The following is a 21,437-nucleotide window of genomic DNA, read 5'->3' on the forward strand; positions in this document are numbered from 1 at the left end:
TAATCACCCGGCCACCACCGATATAAACACGGCTGTTGTCGTCGGCCGCTTCATTTGTGTATATCACCCCCCCCGCCCGGGTGTACGATATCTCACCGGTCGGCCGCCGTGGTCACCGCGCACCGCCGTGGGCCCGGCCGTTCCTGACAACGGCCGGGCCCACGGAGCGTGCGGAGAGGCTACTTCGCCTCGGCCTTCTGCAACTCGGCGAGTTCCTCGTCGCTCTCCCGGCCCGGCGTCGGGATATTGAACTTGGTGATCGCGAAGCGGAAGATCACGTAGTAGAGCGCCGCGAAGCAGAGGCCGACCAGCGCCAGCCCCCATGGATTGGTCGCGATGCCCAGGTTGAGGGCGAAGTCCACCGCGCCGGCCGAGAAGCCGAAGCCGTCCTTCATGCCGAGGGCCCAGGTCAGCGCCATGGAGACACCGGTCAGCACGGCGTGCACCGCGTACAGCGCCGGGGCGATGAACATGAAGGTGAACTCGATCGGCTCGGTCACGCCCGTGACGAACGCGGTGAGCGCGAGCGAGAGCATCATGCCGCCGACGACCTTGCGGCGCTCGGGGCGGGCGCAGTGGACGATCGCCAGACAGGCCGCGGGGAGGGCGAACATCATGATCGGGAAGAAGCCGGTCATGAACTGTCCGGCCGTCGGGTCACCCGCCAGGAAGCGGTTGATGTCGCCGCTCTTGCCCTCGAACGTGCCGGCCTGGAACCACGGGAACGAGTTCAGCAGGTGGTGCATGCCCACGGGGATCAGCGCGCGGTTGGCGACACCGAAGATGCCCGCGCCCACGGCGCCGGAGCCGACCAGCCACTCACCGAAGTTGTGCAGACCCGCGCCGAGTACCGGCCAGATGTAGCCGAAGACGATGCCGATGACCAGGCCCGCGAAGGCGGAGAGGATCGGTACGAGGCGACGGCCGCCGAAGAAGCCCGCCCAGTCGGGCAGCTTCGTCCGGTAGAACCGCTGGTAGAGCAGCGCGACCACGATGCCCATGACGACACCGCCGAGGACCTTCGCGTCGACGGGCGCGCTGTTCATGACTATTTTGCCGTCGACCACCGCCGCGACCTTGGGCAGGTTGGAGTCGGTGAAGGTGGCCAGCACGTTCTTGAAGACGAGGTAGCCGGTGACGGCGGCGAGCGCGGTGGAGCCGTCCGCCTTCTTGGCGAAGCCGATCGCGATGCCGACGGCGAAGAGCAGCGGCATGTTGTCCAGGATGGCGTTGCCGCCCGCGGCCATGAACGAGGCGATCTTGGTGATGAACGCCGGGAACGAGTCACGGCCGAGCATGTCGGTGTTGCCGAGGCGCACCAGCAGGGCGCCGGCGGGCAGGACGGCGACGGGGAGCATCAGGCTGCGGCCGATACGCTGCATCACGGCCATCGCGCCGCTGCCCTTGCTCTTGCCCGCCGAGGGCTTCTTGTCCGCCGAGGCGGTGGCGCTGGCCGTGGACATCAACTTCCTCCAGGGGGAACGCGGCACACGGCCGCGTGGTCTACACCATCAGTGGTGTAGACCAGTTTTAGCACGGTGTGAATCACATAAGGAACCTGCGCGGCGATGTTCGGCGACGACTGTGGCCCGGGCCATAGTCCGCGCCCATCGGGCAGGGCCTACGGCTGGGTGTTCTGCTTCTCGACGGCCTCTTCCAGCTCCTCGGGCTCATGCCCGGGGGTCGGGATGTCGAACACCTTGATCGCGACGCGGAAGACCACGTAATACACGACGGCGAAGCACAGGCCGATCGGAATGATCAGCCAGGGCTTGGTGTCAAGGTGCCAGTTGACCAGGTAGTCGATCAAGCCGGCCGAGAAGCTGAACCCCGCGTGCACCCCCAGCGCCCAGGTGATCGCCATCGAGGCGCCGGTCAGCAGCGCGTGCGCACCGTACAGCAGGGGCGCGGCGAACATGAAGGAGAACTCCAGCGGCTCGGTCACGCCCGTGACGAACGAGGTCAGCGCGAGCGAGGCCATCAGGCCCGTAACCCTCTTGCGGTGCTCGGGGCGGGCGCTGTGCGCGATGGCGAGCGCGGCGGCCAGCAGCCCGAACATCATGATCGGGAAGAACCCTGACATGAACTGGCCCGCCGAGGGGTCCCCGGCGAAGAACCGGGTCAGATCGCCCATCACGACGGTGCCGTCCGGCTTGGTGTACTCACCGGCCTGGAACCAGAAGAAGGTGTTCAGGAACTGGTGCAGGCCGATGGGGATGAGCAGCCGGTTGGCGACCCCGAAGATGCCCGCGCCCCACGCGCCCAGATCGATCAGCTGCTTGGCGAACGCGGTCAGCGCGTCCCCGACCGGCTGCCACAGCAGCCCGAAGGCCACGCCGAGGAGGGTGCAGATGAAGGCCATCAGGATCGGCACCAGGCGGCGGCCGTTGAAGAAGCCGAGCCAGTCGACCAGTTTCGTACGGTGGAACCGCTGCCAGACGACCGCCGTGAGCAGCCCGATCAGAATGCCGCCGAGCACGCCGGGGTTCTGCGGGATGCCGTCGGGCGTCGCCTTCGTCACCGAACCGCCGACCGGGAAGGCGGCCAGCACGCCGTGGTAGACGAGGAAGCCGACGACCGCGGCGAGCGCGGTGGACCCGTCCGCCTTCTTGGCGAAGCCGATCGCGACCCCGATGCAGAAGAGCAGCGGCAGCCCGAACGCGCCGTCCAGAATGGCGCCGCCGCCCAGGCTGAGCACCCGCGCCGTCCTGTCCCAGAACGGGCCGTGCAGATACGCGGCGAAGAGATTCCCGAGGCTGACCAGCAGCCCGGCCGCGGGCAGTACGGCCACCGGGAGCTGGAGACTGCGGCCGATCTTCTGAAGCCCCTGGAACAATCCGTTCCGCCAGCTCTTCCCCGGCGGCGCCGGCCTCCGCCGCGGCGCTGCCGTGCTGTCGGAGCTCATCGGCACCCTTCCGTCGTTCCCGACTGGTGTAGACCAGTTGCGATAGGCTCCCGGGGGCCGGTCGCGGGCGGGGCGCCGTTGATCGTCATCATTGGGTACGCGATGAACGCGCGCCCGTGAAGATGGTCCAACCGTGCGTTACCGTGACGAAACGGTTCATAGCGCTTTTCGGCAGTCAGTTCGACAGTCAGGGAGAAAGACATGGCCACCAAGGCTGAGAAGATCGTCGCCGGGCTCGGCGGACTCGACAACATCGAAGAGGTCGAGGGCTGCATCACCCGCCTGCGCACGGAGGTCGTCGACCCCGACCTCGTCGACGAGGCCGCCCTGAAGGCCGCCGGCGCCCACGGCGTCGTGAAGATGGGCACCGCGATCCAGGTCGTCATCGGCACCGACGCCGACCCCATCGCCAGTGAGATCGAAGACATGATGTGAAGCGCTGACAGCCACTCAGCACCACCGAGGGCCTGATCCGGACCACCGGAACAGGCCCTTCGCGCAGGTCCCTATAGGCTCAAGCCCATGTCTCGTATCGACGGCCGAACCCCCGAACAGCTCCGTCCCGTCACCATCGAACGCGGATGGAGCAAGCACGCCGAGGGCTCCGTCCTCATCTCCTTCGGCGACACCAAGGTCTTCTGCACCGCCTCCGTCACCGAGGGCGTCCCGCGCTGGCGCAAGGGCAGCGGCGAAGGCTGGGTCACCGCCGAATACTCGATGCTGCCGCGCTCGACCAACACCCGCGGCGACCGCGAATCCGTACGCGGCAAGATCGGCGGCCGTACCCACGAGATCAGCCGCCTCATCGGCCGGTCCCTGCGCGCCGTCATCGACTACAAGGCGCTCGGCGAGAACACCATCGTCCTCGACTGCGATGTCCTCCAGGCCGACGGCGGCACCCGCACCGCGGCCATCACCGGCGCCTATGTCGCCCTCGCCGACGCCGTCGCCTGGGCCCAGGGCAAGAAGATCGTCAAGGCCGGCCGCCGCCCGCTGACCGGCACCGTCGCCGCCGTCAGCGTCGGCATCGTCGACGGCACCCCTCTCCTGGACCTCCGCTACGAGGAAGACGTCCGCGCCGAGACCGACATGAACGTCGTCTGCACCGGCGACGGCCGCTTCGTCGAGGTCCAGGGCACCGCCGAGGCCGAGCCCTTCGACCGCAAGGAACTGAACGCGCTCCTCGACCTCGCCACCGGCGGCTGCGCCGACCTCGCCGCGCTCCAGACCACGGCGCTCGACCAGACCCTCTGAGCCGGACCCGGACCCCCTGAGCCGGACCCCCTGAGCCGGCCCCGCCGAGCCGGGCTCTCCGGGTAAAGACGCAACCAAGAAGAACCCCGGGGCGTCTCCACCCACACGGGCGCACGGACCGAACCGTGCGCCCGTCCACACCTCGGAGAGGAACCGCGCCATGCCCGCCGCGCCGATACGCCGACGCCGCATCACCCTGGCACTCGCCGCCGCCACCGCCGCACTCGCGCTGCCCCTCACCGCCGGCTGCGGCGCCCTCGACAAGGCGCTGGACTGCGTCAAGACCGCCGACGCCATCGCGGGCAGCGTCAACGACCTCCAGCAGGCCGTCTCCAACGCCGGGGACAACCCTCTCAAGATCGACGAGTCGCTCAACGACATCGACAACAAGCTCGACAGCCTCGCGGACCAGACCGACAACGCGGACCTGAGCAAGGCCGTCGACGATCTGGGCAAGGGCGTCGACAACGTGCGTACGTCCGTCAAGAACGGGAACAACGCCCCCGATCTCACCCCCATCACCGACGCCGCGTCCGAAATCGGCAAGATCTGCACCCCCTGACCGGCCCCCCGGCCCGGTCCGATACTGGGGGCATGACCCGCCTGATCCTCGCCACCCGAAACGCCGGGAAACTCACCGAACTCCAGGCCATCCTCGCCGACGCGGGCCTGCCCCATGACCTCGTCGGCGCGGACGCCTACCCCGATATCCCCGACGTCAAGGAAACAGGCGTCACCTTCGCCGAGAACGCGCTGCTCAAGGCCCACGCCCTCGCCGACGCCACCGGCCTCCCGGCCGTGGCCGACGACTCCGGCCTCTGCGTCGACGTCCTCGGCGGCGCCCCCGGCATCTTCTCCGCCCGCTGGGCCGGAGCCCACGGCGACGACACCGCCAATCTGAACCTGCTCCTGGCCCAGCTCTCCGACATCGCCCCGCCCCACCGCGCCGCCCACTTCTTCTGCGCCGCGGCCCTGGCCCTCCCGGACGGCACGGAACGCGTGGTCGAAGGCCGCCTCCTGGGCACCCTCCGGGAGTCCCCGTCCGGTACGGGCGGCTTCGGCTACGACCCGATCCTCCAGCCGTCCGGCGAGACCCGCACGTGCGCGGAACTGTCCCCGGCGGAGAAGAACGCGATCAGCCACCGCGGCAAGGCATTCCGCGCGCTGGTCCCGGTCGTAAGGGAGCTCCTGGGCTGACGGCGCCCTCCCACGCCGAAGGGCGCGGAGCCGTTTGCGGCTCCGCGCCCTTTCGATGTGGGCCCGGTGGGACTCGAACCCACGACACACCGGACCTAAACCGGCGCCCTCTGGCCAGCTGGGGTACGGACCCGCGGCGCACAGCTTACTGTGCCCGGCCGACGTCAGAACCTGGGCTCCGGGGACTGCGACTCCACGAGTTCCACCGCTTCCGCCTCCGTCGCGACCGACGGTGGTGAGCCGTCCAGCGGGCGCCGGGCCGTTTCCTTCATACGGGTCACCGCGATCACGCCCACCAGCGCCGCCGCCATCGAGTAGTACGCCGGCATCAGGTTGTTGCCGGTCAGGCCGATCAGGCCGGTGATCACAAGCGGGGTCGTGCCGCCGAAGAGGGACGCGGAGAGGTTGTAGCCCACCGAGAGCGAGCCGTATCTGACCTCCGTCGGGAACAGCGCGGGGAGCGCGGCCGACATCGTGCCCAGCAGGCAGACCAGGGACAGGCCCAGCATCAGTACGCCCGCCGTGATCGCCGGGATACCGCCCTGCTTGATCAGGAGGAACGCGGGCAGCGAGAGGAAGAAGAAGCCGAGCATGCCCGCCATCAGCAGCGGCTTGCGCCCGAAGCGGTCGTTGAGCTTGCCGACCTGGTTGATGATCAGCATCAGGAAGGCCATCACGGCCAGCAGGATGAGCAGCCCGTGCGTCTCGCTGTAGCCCAGCTCGTCGGAGAGATACGTCGGCATGTACGACAGCAGCATGTAGTCCGTGACGTTGTACGCGCCGACCAGCGCGACACACAGGATCAGCGAGGGCCAGTACCGCCGGAAGATCTTGGCGAGGTCGTCCTTCGTGGTGATCTCCACCGAGTCCGCCGCCTCGGAGACGTGCGCGGTGTCCGACTCCAGTTTCCGGAACGCGGGCGTCTCGTCGAGCCGCAGTCGCAGATACAGCCCGATCAGCCCCAGCGGCCCCGCGACCAGGAACGCGACGCGCCACCCCCAGGCCTGCATGCCGTCCGGGCCGAGCGCCGCGGTCAGCGCGGTGACCAGGCCCGCCGCGCCGATGTAACCGGCGAGGGTGCCGAACTCAAGGAAGCTGCCGAAGAATCCCCGGCGCTTGTCGGGGGCGTACTCCGCGATGAACGTGGACGCGCCGCCGTACTCGCCGCCGGTGGAGAAGCCCTGGACCAGCCGGAAGAAGATCAGCAGGACCGGGGCCCAGAATCCGATCGAGGCGTACGAGGGGATCAGCCCGATGGCGAAGGTGCCGATCGCCATCATGATCATGGTCAGGGCGAGGACCTTCTTACGGCCGAGCCTGTCACCCATCGGGCCGAAGAACATGCCGCCGAGTGGCCGCACGAGAAAGGCCACGGCGAAGGTCGCGAACGAGGACAGCAGCTCGACCGTGGAATTCCCCGAAGGGAAGAAGACATGCCCGATGGTGACGGCGAGATAGCTGTAGATGCCGAAGTCGAACCACTCCATGGCATTGCCCAGGGAGGCCGCCTTCACCGCCCGCTTGACCGCCGCCTCGTCGGTGACGGTGATGTCGGACCGCCGGAGCTTGGGGTTCTTGCGCTGTCTGATGGTGCGGAAGAGGGCCGGGTGGCGTTTGACCGCGGCGGGGTCGGCCGTCCGTTCGCGCTTCTGGCCGGCCATGGAATGGTCCTTTCCTCGGGTGAGTCAGTCCAAGGGAACCTTCTGCGCGGTCGTGGCGATCGCAAACCGAGGTCCCACCGAAGTGGGACCTCCGTCACGGCGAATCCCGGACTCGGGGAACCTCAGATACCGAGGTCCTTGATGATCTTCGCTACATGGCCGGTGGCCCGCACGTTGTAGAGGGCCTGCTCGACCTTGCCGTCCTCGTCCACGACGATCGTCGAGCGGATCACGCCGGTCACGGTCTTGCCGTACATCTTCTTCTCGCCGAAGGCCCCGTACGTCTCCAGGACGGCCTTGGACGGGTCGCCGACCAGGGTGACCTTGAGGTTCTCCTTGTCGCGGAACTTCGCGAGCTTCTCCGGCTTGTCGGGGGACACGCCGATGACGTCGTAGCCCGCGCCCGCCAGCAGGTCGAGGTTGTCCGTGAAGTCGCACGCCTGCTTGGTGCAGCCGGGGGTGAGCGCCGCCGGGTAGAAGTAGACGATGACCTTGCGGCCCTTGTGATCGGCGAGCGATACGTCGTTGCCGTCGGCGTCGGGCAGGGTGAAGGCGGGGGCGGTGTCGCCGGGCTGGAGGCGCTCGCTCATGGTTCTCCTCGGTGGAACGGGGTGGACGTCGGGCCGTACGCCGCCGAGCGTAATCGGGGGTGCCGCCGGGTGCGGTGACGACGGAGCTGACAGACTGTCGGGGAAGGACAACAGGACACGACGACGGAGGCAGCGCGGTGTCGGATTCCAGGACCCCGGCGCAGATCGAGGCGGACATCGTCCGCAGGCGCGGGCAGCTCGCCGAGACGCTCGACGAGATCGGGGTGCGGGTGCACCCGAAGACGATCGTCGGCGACGCCAAGGCCAAGGTGGTCTCCACGGTGGACCAGACGGCCGGGCGTGCGTTCGGGGCCGTGAACAGGACGCTGGCGGGCGTACGGGCGCCGTTCGTCAAGGACGACGGCGCGCCGCGGCTGGAGCGGCTGGTGCCGGTGGCGCTGGTGGCGGTCGGGCTCGTGGGGCTGCTGGTGGTGTCGACGAGGCGCCGCAAGGTTTGATTCGCCCCTGTGGCGTGCGCCGGCGGCCTGGGCAGGTAGGTTCTGGGGCGTGAGCGAGAACACCCACGACAAACTGCCCATCCGGATGCTCCATGACCGCGTGCTGGTCAGGACGGACATCCCGGAGGGCGAACGGCGTTCGTCCGGCGGCATCCTCATCCCCGCGACGGCCGAGGTCGGTCGGCGGCTGGCCTGGGCCGAGGTGGTGGCCGTGGGGCAGAACGTACGGACGGTGACGCCGGGGGACCGAGTGCTGTACGACCCCGAGGACCGCGCCGAGGTCGAGGTGCGCGGGGTGGCGTACGTACTGATGCGCGAGCGCGATCTGCACGCCGTCGCGGCGGACCGGTTCGAGGGGTCCGAGGACTCCACCGGGCTTTATCTGTAAGCCCCTCGCAGCCCTTCGCAGCCCCTCACGTTCCTTCGTAGCCCCTCGCGGCCCTTCGCGGCCCTTCGCGTGGAGCCGCCCGCCGGTTTGCTACCTTGGGGGAACCCCGACGAGACGCGCCGTACCGGGCCAAACGAAAGACGACGCACCTGTTGTCCGTGTTTTTCGTGCCGGAGGTGCCGTCATGGCTTGGGTTCTGTTGATTGTCGCCGGTCTGCTTGAGGTCGGCTGGTCGATCGGGATGAAGTACACCGAGGGGTTCACCCGGCTGTGGCCGAGCCTGTTCACCGGCGCCGGGATCGTCGCGAGCATGCTGTTGCTGTCGCATGCGGCGAAGACGTTGCCGATCGGTACCGCGTACGGCGTGTGGGTCGGTATCGGCGCGGCCGGTGCGGCGGTGCTCGGCATGGTGGTGCTGGGGGAGCCCGCGACCGCCGCCCGGATCTTCTTCGTCTGTCTGCTGCTGGTGGCCGTGGTGGGGCTGAAGGCGACGTCGGGCCACTGATTCGATGTCGCCCCGCCCGGCCGCCGCTGTCAGGCGCCCGGCACGTCGAACAGGGAGGTGCGGGCGCCCGGATCGCCGCCCGCGTCTCCCTTGCCGTCCTCGTCGGCGCTGGTGGCGCCGGCGCCCGTACTGCCCTTGGCCGACCCCCCACCCGTGCCGCCGCCGGACTGTTCCGTTGGCCGGCCCTCGGGCTGACCGGTCGTCCGCCCCGTCGGCTGTCCGTGGCTCCGGCCCTGCTCGGGGTCTTGCGGCCGGCCCTGGGCCGGGCCCTTCGTCGGTCCCTGGGACTGCCCCGGGGCCAGGCCCCGCGCCGTACCCTCGGCGCCCGCCCGGTGCGACCCGTTCGGTTTGCCTGACGGGCCCGCCTGCTCCTCGTCCGAGGACCACTCGTCGTCGGAGTCCCCTTCCAGCCGCAGATCGAAGTCCCGCGCCGGGCTCTTCCGGAGAGCGGCGGCCGTGTACCGGCCCCAGATCTCGGCCGGCGGCCCGCCGCCGTTGACGCGCTCCCGGCCGAGAGCCCCGTACAGCGACTGCTGCGCGGCGGTCACCGGATCGGCGCCCATGACCGCGACGACCGTCGCGAGGTCCGGGGTGTAGCCCGCGAACCAGGCCGCCTTGTCCTCCTCCGCCGTGCCGGTCTTGCCCGCCGCGGGGCGGCCAGCGGACTGGGCGGCGATGCCGGTGCCGTCGTCGACGACGCTCCGCAGCACGGAGGTGGTGGTGTCGGCGGCCTGGCGGCTGATGGCCTGCGTGAAGTCCCGCTTCGGCAGGGCGACATCCACACCGTTCCTGGTGATCTTGTCGACCAGCGTGTACATGCCGTGCCTGCCGTGGTTGGCGAGGGTCGCGTACGCCTCCGCCATGTCCAGTACGGAGGCGGTGGCCGGGCCGAGCGCGATGGAGGGTGTCGCGGTCAGGTCGGGGGTGTTCTCGGGGAGGCCGAGGGCGACGGCGGTCTTCCTGACCGTGCCGGGGCCCACGTCCTGGGCCATCTGCGCGTAGACGGCGTTGACGGAGAGGTCGGTGGCGGTCTGTACGGAGATGGGCCCGTAGTTGGTGTCGTCCTCGTTCGCCGGGGAGTAGCCGGTGGGGCCGTCGGCGCCCTCGACCATGTGCTGGTTGTCGCCGTCGTAGAGGGTGTACGGGGTGATCGGCTCGCCGTACAGGGTCTCGGAGCCGTTCTCGACGGCGGCGGCGAGGACGAACGGCTTGAAGGTGGAGCCGACCTGGTAGTCACGGCGGGTCGCGTTGTTGACGTACTGCTTGGTGTAGTCGATCCCGCCGTACATGGCGACGACCTTGCCGGTCCTCGGATCGATGGAGACACCGCCGACCCGGACGTTGCGGTCGGCCTTGCGGCCGGCGTCGAGCTGTGAGGTGACCTGCTGCTTGACGGCGGCGGTGAAGGCCTCCTGCTTCTCGCGGTCCAGTGTGGTGGTGATCCGGTACCCGCCGGCGGCCAGGGTCTTCTCGTCGATGATCTTGTTGCCGGTGAGATGGTCCTCGACGGCCTGCACGATATAGCCGCGCTGTCCGGAGAGCCCGATGCCGGCATGCCTGATCCTGCCGGGCTTCGGGAACTTCATCTTGCGGCGCTCGGCCGGGCTGAGCCAGTCCTCCTTGACCATGCCGTCGAGCACATAGTTCCAGCGTGCGCGGGCGGCCCGCTTGTTCTCGGGGTGGAAGACGACATCGAACTCGCTGGGGGCGTTGAGCAGAGAGGCCAGATAGGCGCCCTCCGCCGTGTTGATGTCCTTCACGTCCTTGCCGTAGTACGCCTGGGCGGCGGCCTGGACGCCGTACGCGTTACGGCCGAAGTAGCTGGTGTTGAGATAGCCCCGGAGGATCTGCGCCTTGGTCGCCTCGCGGTTGAGCTTGATCGCGATGAAGAACTCCTTGGCCTTGCGGACGATCGTCTGTTCCTGCCCGAGGTAGTAGTTCTTGACGTACTGCTGGGTGATGGTGGAGCCGCCCTGGGTGCCCTTGCCCGTGATGGTGTTCCAGGCGGCGCGGACCATGCCCTGCGGGTCGATGGCGGGCTCGTTGTAGAAGCCGCGGTCCTCGGCGGCCAGTACGGCCAGCTGTACGGTCTTCGGCACCTGCGCGAGCTTGACGTTCTCGCGGTTGACCTCGCCGTCGCGGGCGAGCTGCGTGCCGTCCGCGTACAGGTACACATTGGACTGGGCGGTGGCGGCGGCGTTGGCCGGCGGGATGCTGACGAGCTTGTAGCCCAGGACGAAGCCGCCCATGAGGACGAGCCCGAAGATCAGTAATCCGCCGAACAGCGTGCGCCGGGTCGGGAGGGCGCTGCGCCAACCGGTGCGGGGACGCAGGGGACGCCCGGCCCGCCCGCCCGGCCGGCCGGGGGCGGAGTGGGGGGCCGAGGGGTCCCGTGGGGCCCAGCCGTAGTGCTTTGGCTCGTCGCTCATATCAGTGGAGACTCCTCGGCCGCGGACGGCGGTTCACTTCCGGCATAAAGCGGTTCACTTCTGGCATAAGGCGGTTCACTCCCGGCCTGACGGTGGTGGCATGACGGTGTCGTATCAGGCGATGAGCGGCGCAGACCCAAGAAACACTGCGTACATCCAAGAAAAGCGGCTCATCTCTGCGAAATGCCGCGTACTCCTGAGAAACGCTGCGTACCTCGGAGAAACGCTGTGTACTCCCATGAAACATGGACAGAACGGTGGAGCACCGACAGCCGGATAACCGGTCGCGGCGGCCGGTCCCCGTGGGCTAGGGTCGTGCGCTTTGGTGCCAGGAGGCCGACGACGCGCTGATGGAGTGAGGGAAATGGTGTGGGGGAGGGGACTGTAGTGCGGCTGTACGCAGTAGTGGCAGCAGGTGGGTTCCGCCGCTATGCGACCTACCGGGTGGCCACCTTCGCGGGAGTGTTCACCAACACCGTCTTCGGCTTCATCACGGCGTACGCCTATACGGCTCTCTGGGACGAGCGGCCGCACCTCGGTGGCTACGACCTCTCCCAGGCGGTCACCTATGTGTGGCTCGGCCAGGCGCTGTTGATGACCTGCGCCATGATGGGCGGCGGTTTCGAGGAAGAACTGATCGAGCGAATCCGCACGGGTGACATCGCCGTCGACCTCTACCGGCCGGCCGATCTCCAGCTGTGGTGGATGGCCGGGGATCTGGGCCGGGCGGCGTTCCATCTGCTGGGGCGCGGGGTCGTACCGATGGTGCTCGGCTCGCTCGCCTTCGAGCTGGCGCTGCCGGGGGATCCGCTGACCTGGCTGGCGTTCCTGTTCGCCGTGGTGCTCGGAGTGGTCGTCAGTTTCGCGATCCGCTTCCTGGTCGCGCTCTCCGCGTTCTGGCTGATGGACGGCGCGGGCGTGGCGCAGATGACGATGCTGGCGGGGATGTTCTTCTCCGGGCTGCTGCTGCCGCTCAACCTCTTCCCGGGGACGCTGGGGGAGGTGGCGCGGGCGCTGCCCTGGTCGTCGCTGCTCCAGGTCCCGGCGGATGTCCTCCTGGGCAAGCACACCGGGTGGGACCTGGCCGGGGCGTACGCGTTCCAGGCCGGCTGGGCGCTGGCGCTGCTGGCGACAGGGCGGCTGCTCCAGACCGTCGCGACACGCAGGGTGGTGGTCCAGGGTGGCTGACGAGATCGCCGCGAGCGGGACGGTGGGCACGAGTGGGACGGTGGGCACGAGTGGGACGGTGGGAGAGGTGACGTCCGCGTACGCGGCTGCGGGGGCGGACACCGACGCGGGATCGGAGGCGGCTGCCGACGCGGGATCGGAGGCATGGATTCCGCGATTGTCGCGGCGGGCCGCCCTGCGTGACGGGCTGCGGGCGTACGGCCTGATCGTGGCGATGTGGACGCGGTCCACGATGGCGTACCGCGCGTCCTTCGTGATGATGGCGTTCGGGAATTTCGCGGCGACCGCCTTCGACTTCGTCGCGATCCTGCTGATGTTCGCGCACGTGGACGCGCTGGGCGGCTACTCCCTGCCCGAGGTGGCCTTCCTGTACGGGACGTCCGCCACGGCCTTCGGCCTCGCCGATCTGGTGCTCGGCTCCATGGACCGGCTGGGGCGCCGGGTACGGGACGGCACGCTCGACACGCTGCTGCTGCGGCCCGTACCCGTACTGGCGCAGGTGGCGGCCGACCGGTTCGCGCTGCGCCGGCTCGGCCGGGTCACCCAAGGGGTGCTGGTGCTGGGCTATGCCCTGCTGACGCTCGACATCGACTGGACGGTGACGCGGGCGCTGATGCTTCCGATGATGGTGCTGAGCGGGGCGGCGATCTTCGCGGCGGTGTTCGTGGCGGGCGCCGCGTTCCAGTTCTGGGCGCAGGACGCCTCCGAGGTGCAGAACTCGTTCACGTACGGCGGGACGACGCTGTTGCAGTACCCGCCGACGGTCTTCGCGAAGGATCTGGTGCGCGGAGCGACGTTCGTGGTGCCGCTGGCGTTCGTCAACTGGATCCCGGCCCTGTATGTCCTGGGCAAGGAGGACCCGTTGGGGCTGCCGGACCTGGCCGCGTTCCTGCCGCCGGTGGTGGCGGTGGTGTGCTGCGCGCTGGCGGGGGTGGCGTGGCGGGCGGGGCTGCGCGCGTATCGGAGTACGGGGAGCTAGGTCCTGTCTTCAAAGTAGCGCCGTCCGCCCGGAGGGCGGGCTCGGAGGGCGGGCTCGGAGGCGGCCGGTGCGTGCGATCGCAAGGCGGAGGGTCGCCCCAGTACTGGATGTACTGGGGTGATCCCGACAACGCCGCGAGCGTGCGTGCCGGGCGTCGCCGAGCAGGCGGGACTTTGAAGACAGGGCCTAGGGCATTGAGCGAGAGGCGGCGGAGCGTTCATGAGTACGGATAGCGCGGATGACACGGATAGCGCGGATGACACGGATAGCGCGGATGACACGGATAGCGCGGATGGCACGGATCGTGCGCATCGCGGCGGTAGGGCCGATCGCGGCGGTAGCGCGGAGCGCGGCGGTAGCGCGGACGGCACGGGCTTCATCGAGCTGGACGGCGTCGAGAAGGTCTTCGACGTGCGCCGCAAGGCCGGTCTGCTGCGCCGCGAGAAGCACCAGGTGCGGGCGGTCGACGGCATCAGCTTCCGGGTGCCGCGCGGCGAGATGGTCGGCTACATCGGCCCGAACGGCGCCGGTAAGTCGACCACCATCAAGATGCTCACGGGCATTCTGACCCCGAGCGGCGGCCGGCTGCGGGTCGCGGGCATCGATCCTTCCCGGGAGCGTACGAGGCTGGCGCAGCGCATCGGCGTGGTCTTCGGGCAGCACTACCGCAAACGATGCGCTGGACAAGTCCAGTGTATCGGCCTCTGAGGGGCATAGGAAGGCGCGGCCCGCGCTTGCGAAACCGCAGCTCAGGGGACGTGCGCACGCCTGCTACGAGGCCAACGGCGGTCATTCGAGATCGGGTTGCCTTGCACGTGAATGATCATGGGCCAAATTCCTACCCTTGACCGGTCATCAGGGACGGGCGCACGATGTGCGAGAACGGTTCGCCAAGTTTCTAGCAAAGGAGGGCGCGCCATGCGTGCTCAGTTCCTCGGCAAGGACCCTGAGTCTCAGGTGGGCAACTCACCTACGTTGTTCGCCACCGACCGCACGGACCGCAAAACCTATATTGCGCAGGGTTGGAAGGTGACGGACCCCCAGGTGCTCGCCGACGTCGGTGAAGTGCCGGACCACGAAACCCTGATCGAGATCCCGGAAGACGTGCTCAAGATGTACGCCCTCCGCTACTTGAACAAGGAGGAAGGGCACTGAGTCTGCTCAACGGCGACGATTTCGGTCAGCTCTTCAAGTCCTTCGAGCACACGGCCTTTCGTCTTGAAGTACGCGACCGCTACGACGCGGATTATGAGAACGAGTCGTTGCGGAAGTTCCTCGCGCAGGAAAAAGACGATCTGCCTTGGATGCAGGACTGGTTGACCATGATCCGGGATGCTACGTCGAAGGGGCGTCGCTTCACCCGTGTGCGGGTGGTCAGCTTGCCTCTTACCGACTACAGCCGTTTCGGCGTGTGGTGTTCCCAGTTCACCAACGGAGCGGGTGAGGATATCCGCTACCTGACGCGTGACCAAGCCAACGCCGAGAACCTACCCAATCACGATTACTGGCTGTTCGACTCGAACAAGCTGGTACGGATGCACTTCGATGACTCGGACGCCTTCCTTGGCGGCGAAGTCATCGAGGATGCCGCCGAGATCGTGAGGCACAACTACTGGCGAGATGCCGCGTGGCATCGGGCCAACAGGCGGGATGACTTTGCCACCGAACAACGCCTCGGGTTCGTCTAACGTCCACGAGGCCAGGAGCACCCTGGGCAAACGACTCCGCGAGCTTCGCGTTGCCGCTGGACTAAGCGGCAGGCAGCTCGCGGAGTCTTTGTCGTGGCCTCCTTCCAAAGTGTCCAAGCTGGAAAACGGCCGCCAGACACCCACCGACGACGACCTACGCGGTTGGACAGCAGCGACGAGCAGCGAGGGCGAGACGGAAGCCCTGCTCGCTTCGCTGCATACCCTTGAAGTGCAACATGCCGAGTGGCAACGCATCCTGCGTACCGGGTTGAAGCCTCACCAACAAGAGCTGATCTCATGGGATCAGAAGACGCGACTCTTCCGCGCCTTCGAAGCGACGGTGATTCCTGGTCTTCTCCAAACACCGGAGTATGCGCGCGCCCGCTTCGCCGAAGGTATCCGCCGTCTCAAGTTGCCCAACGACATCAACGAGGCTATTGCCGGAAGAGTGCAGCGCCAAGAGATTCTGTACCGACCAGATAAACGGTTCCACTTCGTCCTCACCGAAGCTGCGCTCAGGTTTCGCCTTTGCGCTCCAGACATCATGCTCGGACAGCTCGACCGATTGATCTCTCTTTCTCAACTGCTAAACGTGCGGCTTGGGGTCATCGGTTTTGAAACGCAGTACGCCACGTCACCGTGGCACGGCTTCTGGCTCTACGACAATGAGCGGGTACTTGTTGAGACCTTGTCGGCTGAACTTGACCTCCGTCAGCCGCAGGAAATCGAGCTGTACGGCAGCGCCTTCGAGCAGCTTGCCGCCGTTGCCAGCTATGGCCGGTCGGCGCGCACGATCATCAACCGCGTCATGGAAGATCTTGCCCCTGACTCGCCGGACGATAGCGCCTGATTTCCCGAGGGTTCCCCCTGCGGGTGTATTGCTAGAAATTCCAAGAAACTTTCTATCCAAGCGGAACCGGCACCCCTACGCTCCCAAATGGAGCGCGTAACTACGCGCTCCATCCGTCCTCGGACATGGGAGGCCGTCAGGTGCCTGTCTCAGTACAGCTCTTAACGCGGGATCAGATAGAGCGGATGCCGGAGCGTGCCCGTGAGGTGGTCGAGTACCGCAAGAGCGGCCTCAGCCTGAATCACATCCAGGGGTGCCCGCTCGACTGCGCCTACTGCATCCGCCACACCTACGGCCTGTGGGATCAGCGTGTGCCGCGAGCCCTCATGAGCGATGCCGAGGCGGTGGAAGAACTTGTCAATCACCGGTACTTCCAGCCGCACGTCACGCCCGTGCAGGTGTTCAACCGCGCCACCGACCCGTTCTTGCCGGTGGTCCGGCCGCACACCCTCGCCGTACTGGAAGACCTGGACGCGCGGGAGCTGACGAATCACGTACTCGTCATCACCCGGCACCAGATGAAACCCGAGGACATCGACCGACTCAACCGACTGCGGCACATCAAGGTGACGCTTCTGTTCACCTACTCGGGCATCGACAACAAGGACATCGAGCCCTACCCGTCGCACGTCGCGGCCGAGTCCTTGAAGCTCATGAGCGCGCCGCGGGAGCGCCGATACCGCACGGTTCTCTACTGGCGCCCGCTGGTGCCTGGCCTCAACGACTCACCGGAGCACCTGGGCCGGGCGTACGAGCTGAGCAAACACGCCGACGCCACGGTGTTCACCGGTCTGTTCTATCGGGACCAGATCGCGGAGTACTACCAGGCGAACAAGCTCCCGGAGCCGTACGAGGAAACCGCACGCCGCAAGATTGTGCCGGAGACGCTGGAAAGTCGCGTCCTCTCAACCTTCGCCGGCAGCGACACGTTGTTCCGCAAGACCTCGTGTGCCGTGGCCTATGCCCATGAACTGCCGGACTACAACGGGCACTACGGCATCCGTGAACTCTGCGACATCTGCCCACTCGCGCAGCTCAACCGCTGCAAGGACGCGTACAAGGTTCCCGCAGCACGGGACGTACGGCAGGTCGCCAGTTCCTTGCCCGAGGCGCACGGCCTGGTGGTCGTGGACATCACGGAGCAAGCAGCCATCGTTTCAGGGTTGGAAACTGAACAGCCCCGTTACTACCTGCAGCACGCGCTCGGTTTCCAGGTGCACGACGTACGGCACCCGCACCGGGAACGACGACACGGCCGAGCAGACATCGGCTGGAAGGACGGCACACAAGATGGCTGACTGGACGGATCTCTCGTACGTCGTCGTAGACGTTGAAGGCAACGGACAGCAGCCGCCCGACTTGGTGGAGCTGGCCGCCGTGCCGATCGTCGGTGGTGTCATCGGGGAGCCGTCGAGCTGGTTGGTTCGACCTGATAAGTCGATCACCCCGATGGCCAACCGGATTCACGGCATCAGCAACGGGGCGGTTGCCGAAGCGCCGGTGTACAAGGATGTCGTCGTTGAGGTGTTGCACGCGCTGTCGCATCCGGCGCTCATCGCCCACAACGCGCATGTGGACGTGAAGGTTCTCCAGCGCAAGATGACCGGCTGGGAGTGCCCGGAGGTCTTCGACACCCTCAAGCTCGCCCGGCGCTTTGTACCCGACCAGATGAGTTTCCGGCTCGGGTCGTTGGTCGAGGCGTTTCAACTCGCCGAGGGCCTGCCACATGACCTGCGCCCTCACCGCGCCACGTACGACGCGCTGGTTACGGCACGTCTATTCGTCCGGCTCGCCACCGCGGCCGGCTCGCTGGAAGAACTGCGTGGTCTTCCGCCCGGAGGGAGGGCTGATGAAGCTCCGTCCCTTTTCTGACCACGACCGAGGCATGTTCGTCAGCGTTGATGGCCCGAGCGGCGCCGGGAAGAGCACGATCGTTCACCACCTGGCGCAGATGCTCGTAGCAGCAGGCGAACAAGTGCACATCACCGCCGAGCCGTCCACCGGACCTATCGGCCAGCTCTGCCGAGAGTTGACCGAGACGGTCACCGGTCACGCGCTCGCCTGCCTGTACGCGGCGGACCGCTACCACCACGTCGAGACGGAAGTCCGCAAGCACACCGAGGCGGGGCAGACGGTCATCAGCGACCGGTACATCCCGTCGGCGCTGGTCATGCAGCGTTTCGACGGGGTAGATCCGGCGTTTCTCTGGAATCTCAACGCCGAGGCTGAACGGCCCGACCTCGCTGTCATCCTCGAAGCCGACCCCGAAGTCATCTCGGAACGGCTGCATGAGCGCGGAGCGCATAACCGTTTCCAGCTCTCACCGGGCAGCAGTCACGCCGAAGTTCACTTTTACCGGCAGGCCAGGGAGCGTCTGGTGCAAGCGGGCTTCGACGTACTGCGGGTGGACTGCAACCAGGGGCCACCAGAGAAGTCGGCCGCGTTCATCCGCGACCGTCTGTTGACCTTTTTCGCTCCCAGCGAGGGTGAACAGGCTTGATCGTAAACGACGCTTCCCAGCGTCCGACCACTGAGCGGGATGGACTCAACGCGCTCGCAACGGTGGTCGTGAACGAGCACACCAACGACCACGACCTGTGTGCCGTGTGTGGCTGTGCTTTCCCGTGCCAGCAAGTCGCCCTTGCTACGCACCTCCCAGTGCGCTGAACGCGCGCTCAAAGACGGTTGGGCCAGTGGCGGTGACGCCATACCCGCCACTGGCCCGACCTCCAGCACGGAGACGCCGCCGTGAATCCGATGACCGCTCGACCTCCGTCCCTTCTCCTTGTCTCGAACCTCCGACTTGCCGCCGTGCTGACAGCGGTGAGCTGTGCGCGGATGTATGTCCGGCGCACGCTGGACTACTGGAAGTTGCCGGATCACATCGACGCCGCCGAACTGGTGATGAGTGAGCTGGTGACCAACGCCGTCAAGGCAACCGGCCTCACCGACCCCGATCCCAAGTGGGAGGACATAAAGGCGCACCACATCATCGGTGTGCAGCTTCGCGTCATCGACACGCGGCTGTATGTCGAGGTGTGGGACAACAGTGCGGTTGCTCCCACGAAACAAGACGTCACCGACGACGCGGAAAGCGGTCGGGGGCTTCTGCTGGTCGAGCTGTCCAGTAGAAGGTGGGGCACCTTCCGGCCGCCGGCGGGCGGCAAGATCGTGTGGGCTGAGTTGGAGCTTTCCAAGTCGCCCGACCTGGAGACGGCGTTCCCCATTCTTCCGAGGCGGGTGTCCGGTGCAGGCCGCTTGCCGAAGGGCGCATCTGTCGAGCTGGTGGAAGCAGCCCTTCTTGAGCGCGTGCTCGTCGGGCTGCGTGAGCGGCTGTGACAGTCCCAGAAACAGGAGGGCGGATGGGCAACGCCCGGTCATTTCGTTTTCGGAACTACGAAATCCGCTCCGATTCTCTCAGCGAGGCGACCTACGCGGCTACGTGTGTCTCGGGTGACGAGGCTGATTGCGGTGCGCAGTCGGCCGAAGAAGTGGAAACCAACAAGGTTGAACGCTGGATCGCGGAACACGTACGAGACACTGGTCACCAGCGCTACCGGCGCACGATGGCCGATTACGTCACGGCCGAACCCGGCGCGTGGCGGTGACTTGACCAAACGTAGCGACAATCCCCAGAAACGAAGAACACCCCGCATCCACAACGGACACGGGGTGTTCTTCGCTGCGGTGCGGGGTGGGGGTGTCGAAGGAGAGCGCTCAGCGCTCCGTGGTCGGAGGAGCTTCGCCCTAGGGGCGCGGGTGCGGGGCGGACGGGTCCTTGAGAAGTCGATCGGGGATCTGGTCGTCCGGAATGGACGTGCCCGCCGCGATGGCGTTGGTGTCGTCCATCATCTGGACGACGAGTACCACTCCCGGCGACTTCTTGAGGTCGGTCGCGCATGCTCCACGGGCCGCCTGTCGGACCGCGAGTGCGGTCTCGATGAGACCTCGCGCGCCGGGGCGCATGGGCTTTTCTTCTGACATATTGGTTTACCTCTTTGGCTCGATTCGGGTAGGGCACGCCACCGGCTTATTTGAAGTGGGCGGGGTGCCATACTCGAAGAGTTGAAAGAGCGGGTACTATCGCTAAATGCGACTGTTTCTATTTGTAACATAATTCACGTGAAAGATCAATCCTGGAGGCAATTCATGGATCTGATTGCCGCGAGCGCCCTCTATGTAATTAGTGGATTCGGTGTTACCGCTTTTCCTCAGAAATGGACATGACCCCGGAGCGCTGGGCTTCCGGGGTCGGGGGATGTGATGGTGGCCGTAGGGCCTGCGTGGGTTACTTCCGCTCGCTCTGGACGAGGTCGCGGTAGAACTGGATGGTTGCTCCGAGAGCGACCACGACACAGACGTTGGTCGTCGCGTGTGCAGATCCGTCCTGCGCGAACTGCCTGATGCTGTCCAGAAGAGAGACCATCAGTCCCGCTCCGGCGAAGCCGAAGGGCAGTACACGCCGTACCTGACGCATGAGATTCACAACGTTCTCCTTCAACAGGAAACACCTAAAACCGAGGTGATCGGGTTCGACTGATGCAGGCGAACGGTGTGAAGATGAAACTCGTTCATCTATATCTAGTTAAACATTAAATGATCATTTTGTCAATAGTGATCAGTCCGAGAGTATGCCCTCACCACATGTAACAATGCCTGGGTGCAAGTATGCAGTTACTACGAATTAGAGATTTGGTACAGCGTATTGTACGAAATGAGAACTGCATTTGTCTAGAACTTAATGAATAGGCGAGCGATTTCCTGCATTTCGTCGATGTATTTTTCAGGAGTGTCCTTTAACTCTTTTACGAATTTATCTTCGCCCACCCAGGCAAGTTGTTCTAGTTCCTCTTCTTGAGGATGAAATGCTTCAATGGGTTTGTCGATGATAGTTTGATACCACTGTACAAAATACCTTGCAGGCGAACTGACATATTGTTTTGGTCCGACCTCATAACTACCGACCTTAAGTCCAATCTCTTCCTCGGTTTCGCGAAGCATTGTCGACTCATAGTCATCTTCTCCTTCGACGGTTCCACCGACAGCTTCACTCCATTTTCCGGGATTGCTCCGTTTTGTGAATTTTCGCTGAGCAAGTAGAATATCTCCATTGCGGTTCGTTATCCATAGTGATGCTGAACGGACAATATCTACAGAGGGATTTATGTCAGCACGGTCTTTATGGCCAATTATTTCGTCTTTTTCGTTTACGACAGGGATACGCATGTAATTAACTATAACAGTCGTTAAGCTAGTGTCTTGTGATTCTGATCGTGTTACTTCGAGTTGTTATTGACGAGTTTCTTCACGCTGGTCTGGACGAGTCGGACCTTGGTGAGGATCTC

Annotated in this window: 24 protein-coding genes, 1 tRNA gene, 2 pseudogenes and 1 riboswitch; of the genes and pseudogenes, 18 read left to right on the forward strand and 9 right to left on the reverse strand. The window is 66.0% G+C overall.

Features of this window, described 5'->3' with window-relative positions:
• Nucleotides 1–179: 179 nt before the first annotated feature.
• The gene (locus ACFRMN_RS37800; protein WP_383028868.1) at nt 180–1,463 is read right to left on the reverse strand and encodes a PTS transporter subunit EIIC; all 1,284 of its coding nucleotides are present in this window, start codon (nt 1,461–1,463) and stop codon (nt 180–182) included.
• A gap of 158 nt (nt 1,464–1,621) precedes the next feature.
• Nucleotides 1,622–2,905 (reverse strand): PTS transporter subunit EIIC, encoded by a 1,284-nt coding sequence (locus ACFRMN_RS37805; RefSeq protein WP_383028871.1) that lies wholly within the window; start codon nt 2,903–2,905, stop codon nt 1,622–1,624.
• A 192-nt stretch (nt 2,906–3,097) separates the two neighbouring features.
• On the opposite strand from ACFRMN_RS37805, the pseudogene ACFRMN_RS37810 reads away from it, so the two are divergent.
• The 4 genes and pseudogenes from ACFRMN_RS37810 to rdgB form a co-directional block, all read left to right on the forward strand.
• Nucleotides 3,098–3,340 (forward strand): annotated as a pseudogene (locus tag ACFRMN_RS37810) (glucose PTS transporter subunit EIIB); the annotation flags it as partial.
• 87 nt (nt 3,341–3,427) lie between these two features.
• Entirely contained in the window at nt 3,428–4,159 is a 732-nt protein-coding gene (gene rph / locus ACFRMN_RS37815; RefSeq protein WP_383028873.1) for a ribonuclease PH, read from the forward strand.
• 160 nt (nt 4,160–4,319) lie between these two features.
• Nucleotides 4,320–4,721, forward strand: coding sequence for a hypothetical protein (locus tag ACFRMN_RS37820; protein WP_383028876.1), 402 nt, complete (start codon nt 4,320–4,322; stop codon nt 4,719–4,721).
• A 32-nt stretch (nt 4,722–4,753) separates the two neighbouring features.
• A complete protein-coding gene (gene rdgB / locus ACFRMN_RS37825) occupies nt 4,754–5,356 on the forward strand; it encodes an RdgB/HAM1 family non-canonical purine NTP pyrophosphatase (RefSeq protein WP_383028878.1) in 603 nt (200 codons plus the stop codon).
• Nucleotides 5,357–5,414: 58 nt separating this feature from the next.
• On the opposite strand, the gene ACFRMN_RS37830 is transcribed toward rdgB, so the two are convergent.
• The 3 genes from ACFRMN_RS37830 to bcp form a co-directional block, all read right to left on the reverse strand.
• Nucleotides 5,415–5,489, reverse strand: a tRNA-Leu gene (locus ACFRMN_RS37830).
• A 31-nt stretch (nt 5,490–5,520) separates the two neighbouring features.
• Entirely contained in the window at nt 5,521–7,017 is a 1,497-nt protein-coding gene (gene proP, locus ACFRMN_RS37835) for a glycine betaine/L-proline transporter ProP (RefSeq protein ID WP_383028880.1), read from the reverse strand.
• Nucleotides 7,018–7,139: 122 nt separating this feature from the next.
• Nucleotides 7,140–7,607, reverse strand: a complete 468-nt coding sequence (gene bcp, locus ACFRMN_RS37840) for a thioredoxin-dependent thiol peroxidase (RefSeq protein ID WP_383028883.1) — start codon at nt 7,605–7,607, stop codon at nt 7,140–7,142.
• A gap of 137 nt (nt 7,608–7,744) precedes the next feature.
• Between bcp and ACFRMN_RS37845 the strand changes: the two genes are divergently transcribed.
• From ACFRMN_RS37845 to ACFRMN_RS37855, 3 genes are all read left to right on the forward strand, one after another.
• Nucleotides 7,745–8,065, forward strand: coding sequence for a DUF3618 domain-containing protein (locus ACFRMN_RS37845; RefSeq protein WP_383028885.1), 321 nt, complete (start codon nt 7,745–7,747; stop codon nt 8,063–8,065).
• Between the two features lie 85 nt (nt 8,066–8,150).
• Complete coding sequence (locus ACFRMN_RS37850) at nt 8,151–8,453, forward strand: co-chaperone GroES (RefSeq protein ID WP_051746386.1); 303 nt, start codon at nt 8,151–8,153, stop codon at nt 8,451–8,453.
• A gap of 86 nt (nt 8,454–8,539) precedes the next feature.
• Nucleotides 8,540–8,603: riboswitch (guanidine-III (ykkC-III) riboswitch) on the forward strand.
• A gap of 34 nt (nt 8,604–8,637) precedes the next feature.
• The gene (locus ACFRMN_RS37855) at nt 8,638–8,958 is read left to right on the forward strand and encodes a multidrug efflux SMR transporter (protein ID WP_030355070.1); all 321 of its coding nucleotides are present in this window, start codon (nt 8,638–8,640) and stop codon (nt 8,956–8,958) included.
• Between the two features lie 29 nt (nt 8,959–8,987).
• On the opposite strand, the gene ACFRMN_RS37860 is transcribed toward ACFRMN_RS37855, so the two are convergent.
• On the reverse strand, nt 8,988–11,387 hold the full coding sequence (locus ACFRMN_RS37860) for a transglycosylase domain-containing protein (RefSeq protein WP_383028888.1): 2,400 nt from the start codon (nt 11,385–11,387) through the stop codon (nt 8,988–8,990).
• A 387-nt stretch (nt 11,388–11,774) separates the two neighbouring features.
• On the opposite strand from ACFRMN_RS37860, the gene ACFRMN_RS37865 reads away from it, so the two are divergent.
• From ACFRMN_RS37865 to ACFRMN_RS37915, 11 genes and pseudogenes are all read left to right on the forward strand, one after another.
• Entirely contained in the window at nt 11,775–12,575 is an 801-nt protein-coding gene (locus tag ACFRMN_RS37865; RefSeq protein ID WP_383028891.1) for an ABC transporter permease, read from the forward strand.
• Between the two features lie 148 nt (nt 12,576–12,723).
• On the forward strand, nt 12,724–13,554 hold the full coding sequence (locus ACFRMN_RS37870) for an ABC transporter permease (RefSeq protein ID WP_383028913.1): 831 nt from the start codon (nt 12,724–12,726) through the stop codon (nt 13,552–13,554).
• Between the two features lie 219 nt (nt 13,555–13,773).
• Nucleotides 13,774–14,214 (forward strand): annotated as a pseudogene (locus ACFRMN_RS37875) (ATP-binding cassette domain-containing protein); the annotation flags it as partial.
• A 258-nt stretch (nt 14,215–14,472) separates the two neighbouring features.
• Nucleotides 14,473–14,709, forward strand: a complete 237-nt coding sequence (locus tag ACFRMN_RS37880) for a hypothetical protein (RefSeq protein ID WP_383028894.1) — start codon at nt 14,473–14,475, stop codon at nt 14,707–14,709.
• A 2-nt stretch (nt 14,710–14,711) separates the two neighbouring features.
• Complete coding sequence (locus ACFRMN_RS37885) at nt 14,712–15,242, forward strand: DUF6879 family protein (protein WP_383028916.1); 531 nt, start codon at nt 14,712–14,714, stop codon at nt 15,240–15,242.
• The gene (locus ACFRMN_RS37890) at nt 15,205–16,092 is read left to right on the forward strand and encodes a helix-turn-helix domain-containing protein (RefSeq protein ID WP_383028919.1); all 888 of its coding nucleotides are present in this window, start codon (nt 15,205–15,207) and stop codon (nt 16,090–16,092) included. Before ACFRMN_RS37885 ends, ACFRMN_RS37890 begins: the two co-directional genes overlap by 38 nt.
• Before the next feature lie 185 nt (nt 16,093–16,277).
• Nucleotides 16,278–17,390, forward strand: a complete 1,113-nt coding sequence (locus ACFRMN_RS37895) for a radical SAM protein (RefSeq protein WP_383028896.1) — start codon at nt 16,278–16,280, stop codon at nt 17,388–17,390.
• On the forward strand, nt 17,383–17,964 hold the full coding sequence (locus tag ACFRMN_RS37900) for an exonuclease domain-containing protein (protein ID WP_383028898.1): 582 nt from the start codon (nt 17,383–17,385) through the stop codon (nt 17,962–17,964). Before ACFRMN_RS37895 ends, ACFRMN_RS37900 begins: the two co-directional genes overlap by 8 nt.
• Nucleotides 17,942–18,592: a dTMP kinase gene (tmk, locus tag ACFRMN_RS37905; RefSeq protein WP_383028901.1), complete on the forward strand. Its 651-nt coding sequence runs from the start codon at nt 17,942–17,944 to the stop codon at nt 18,590–18,592. Before ACFRMN_RS37900 ends, tmk begins: the two co-directional genes overlap by 23 nt.
• Nucleotides 18,593–18,849: 257 nt before the next feature.
• Nucleotides 18,850–19,431, forward strand: a complete 582-nt coding sequence (locus ACFRMN_RS37910; RefSeq protein WP_383028921.1) for an ATP-binding protein — start codon at nt 18,850–18,852, stop codon at nt 19,429–19,431.
• A gap of 23 nt (nt 19,432–19,454) precedes the next feature.
• Nucleotides 19,455–19,700: a hypothetical protein gene (locus tag ACFRMN_RS37915; protein WP_383028903.1), complete on the forward strand. Its 246-nt coding sequence runs from the start codon at nt 19,455–19,457 to the stop codon at nt 19,698–19,700.
• 139 nt (nt 19,701–19,839) lie between these two features.
• Here the strand turns inward: ACFRMN_RS37915 and ACFRMN_RS37920 are convergent, their stop codons facing one another.
• From ACFRMN_RS37920 to ACFRMN_RS37930, 3 genes are all read right to left on the reverse strand, one after another.
• Nucleotides 19,840–20,076, reverse strand: a complete 237-nt coding sequence (locus tag ACFRMN_RS37920; protein ID WP_383028905.1) for a hypothetical protein — start codon at nt 20,074–20,076, stop codon at nt 19,840–19,842.
• Between the two features lie 304 nt (nt 20,077–20,380).
• Complete coding sequence (locus ACFRMN_RS37925) at nt 20,381–20,578, reverse strand: hypothetical protein (protein WP_383028908.1); 198 nt, start codon at nt 20,576–20,578, stop codon at nt 20,381–20,383.
• A gap of 245 nt (nt 20,579–20,823) precedes the next feature.
• A complete protein-coding gene (locus tag ACFRMN_RS37930) occupies nt 20,824–21,318 on the reverse strand; it encodes an NUDIX domain-containing protein (protein ID WP_383028911.1) in 495 nt (164 codons plus the stop codon).
• Between the last annotated feature and the right edge of the window lie 119 nt (nt 21,319–21,437).

This window comes from Streptomyces sp. NPDC056835 (assembly GCF_042789485.1).
Classification (GTDB): Bacteria; Actinomycetota; Actinomycetes; order Streptomycetales; family Streptomycetaceae; genus Streptomyces.

Excerpts from the sequence above, each read along its gene's own strand:
- bcp (WP_383028883.1), bottom strand. The coding sequence starts at position 7,607 with ATGAGCGAGCGCCTCCAGCCCGGCGACACCGCCCCCGCCTTCACCCTG.
- ACFRMN_RS37910 (WP_383028921.1), top strand. The coding sequence starts at position 18,850 with ATGACCGCTCGACCTCCGTCCCTTCTCCTTGTCTCGAACCTCCGACTT.
- proP (WP_383028880.1), bottom strand. The coding sequence starts at position 7,017 with ATGGCCGGCCAGAAGCGCGAACGGACGGCCGACCCCGCCGCGGTCAAA.
- rph (WP_383028873.1), top strand. The coding sequence starts at position 3,428 with ATGTCTCGTATCGACGGCCGAACCCCCGAACAGCTCCGTCCCGTCACC.
- ACFRMN_RS37900 (WP_383028898.1), top strand. The coding sequence starts at position 17,383 with ATGGCTGACTGGACGGATCTCTCGTACGTCGTCGTAGACGTTGAAGGC.
- ACFRMN_RS37920 (WP_383028905.1), bottom strand. The coding sequence starts at position 20,076 with ATGTCAGAAGAAAAGCCCATGCGCCCCGGCGCGCGAGGTCTCATCGAG.
- ACFRMN_RS37880 (WP_383028894.1), top strand. The coding sequence starts at position 14,473 with ATGCGTGCTCAGTTCCTCGGCAAGGACCCTGAGTCTCAGGTGGGCAAC.
- ACFRMN_RS37860 (WP_383028888.1), bottom strand. The coding sequence starts at position 11,387 with ATGAGCGACGAGCCAAAGCACTACGGCTGGGCCCCACGGGACCCCTCG.
- ACFRMN_RS37890 (WP_383028919.1), top strand. The coding sequence starts at position 15,205 with ATGACTTTGCCACCGAACAACGCCTCGGGTTCGTCTAACGTCCACGAG.
- ACFRMN_RS37895 (WP_383028896.1), top strand. The coding sequence starts at position 16,278 with ATGCCGGAGCGTGCCCGTGAGGTGGTCGAGTACCGCAAGAGCGGCCTC.
- rdgB (WP_383028878.1), top strand. The coding sequence starts at position 4,754 with ATGACCCGCCTGATCCTCGCCACCCGAAACGCCGGGAAACTCACCGAA.
- tmk (WP_383028901.1), top strand. The coding sequence starts at position 17,942 with ATGAAGCTCCGTCCCTTTTCTGACCACGACCGAGGCATGTTCGTCAGC.
- ACFRMN_RS37805 (WP_383028871.1), bottom strand. The coding sequence starts at position 2,905 with ATGAGCTCCGACAGCACGGCAGCGCCGCGGCGGAGGCCGGCGCCGCCG.
- ACFRMN_RS37800 (WP_383028868.1), bottom strand. The coding sequence starts at position 1,463 with ATGTCCACGGCCAGCGCCACCGCCTCGGCGGACAAGAAGCCCTCGGCG.
- ACFRMN_RS37915 (WP_383028903.1), top strand. The coding sequence starts at position 19,455 with ATGGGCAACGCCCGGTCATTTCGTTTTCGGAACTACGAAATCCGCTCC.
- ACFRMN_RS37855 (WP_030355070.1), top strand. The coding sequence starts at position 8,638 with ATGGCTTGGGTTCTGTTGATTGTCGCCGGTCTGCTTGAGGTCGGCTGG.
- ACFRMN_RS37930 (WP_383028911.1), bottom strand. The coding sequence starts at position 21,318 with ATGCGTATCCCTGTCGTAAACGAAAAAGACGAAATAATTGGCCATAAA.
- ACFRMN_RS37820 (WP_383028876.1), top strand. The coding sequence starts at position 4,320 with ATGCCCGCCGCGCCGATACGCCGACGCCGCATCACCCTGGCACTCGCC.
- ACFRMN_RS37850 (WP_051746386.1), top strand. The coding sequence starts at position 8,151 with ATGCTCCATGACCGCGTGCTGGTCAGGACGGACATCCCGGAGGGCGAA.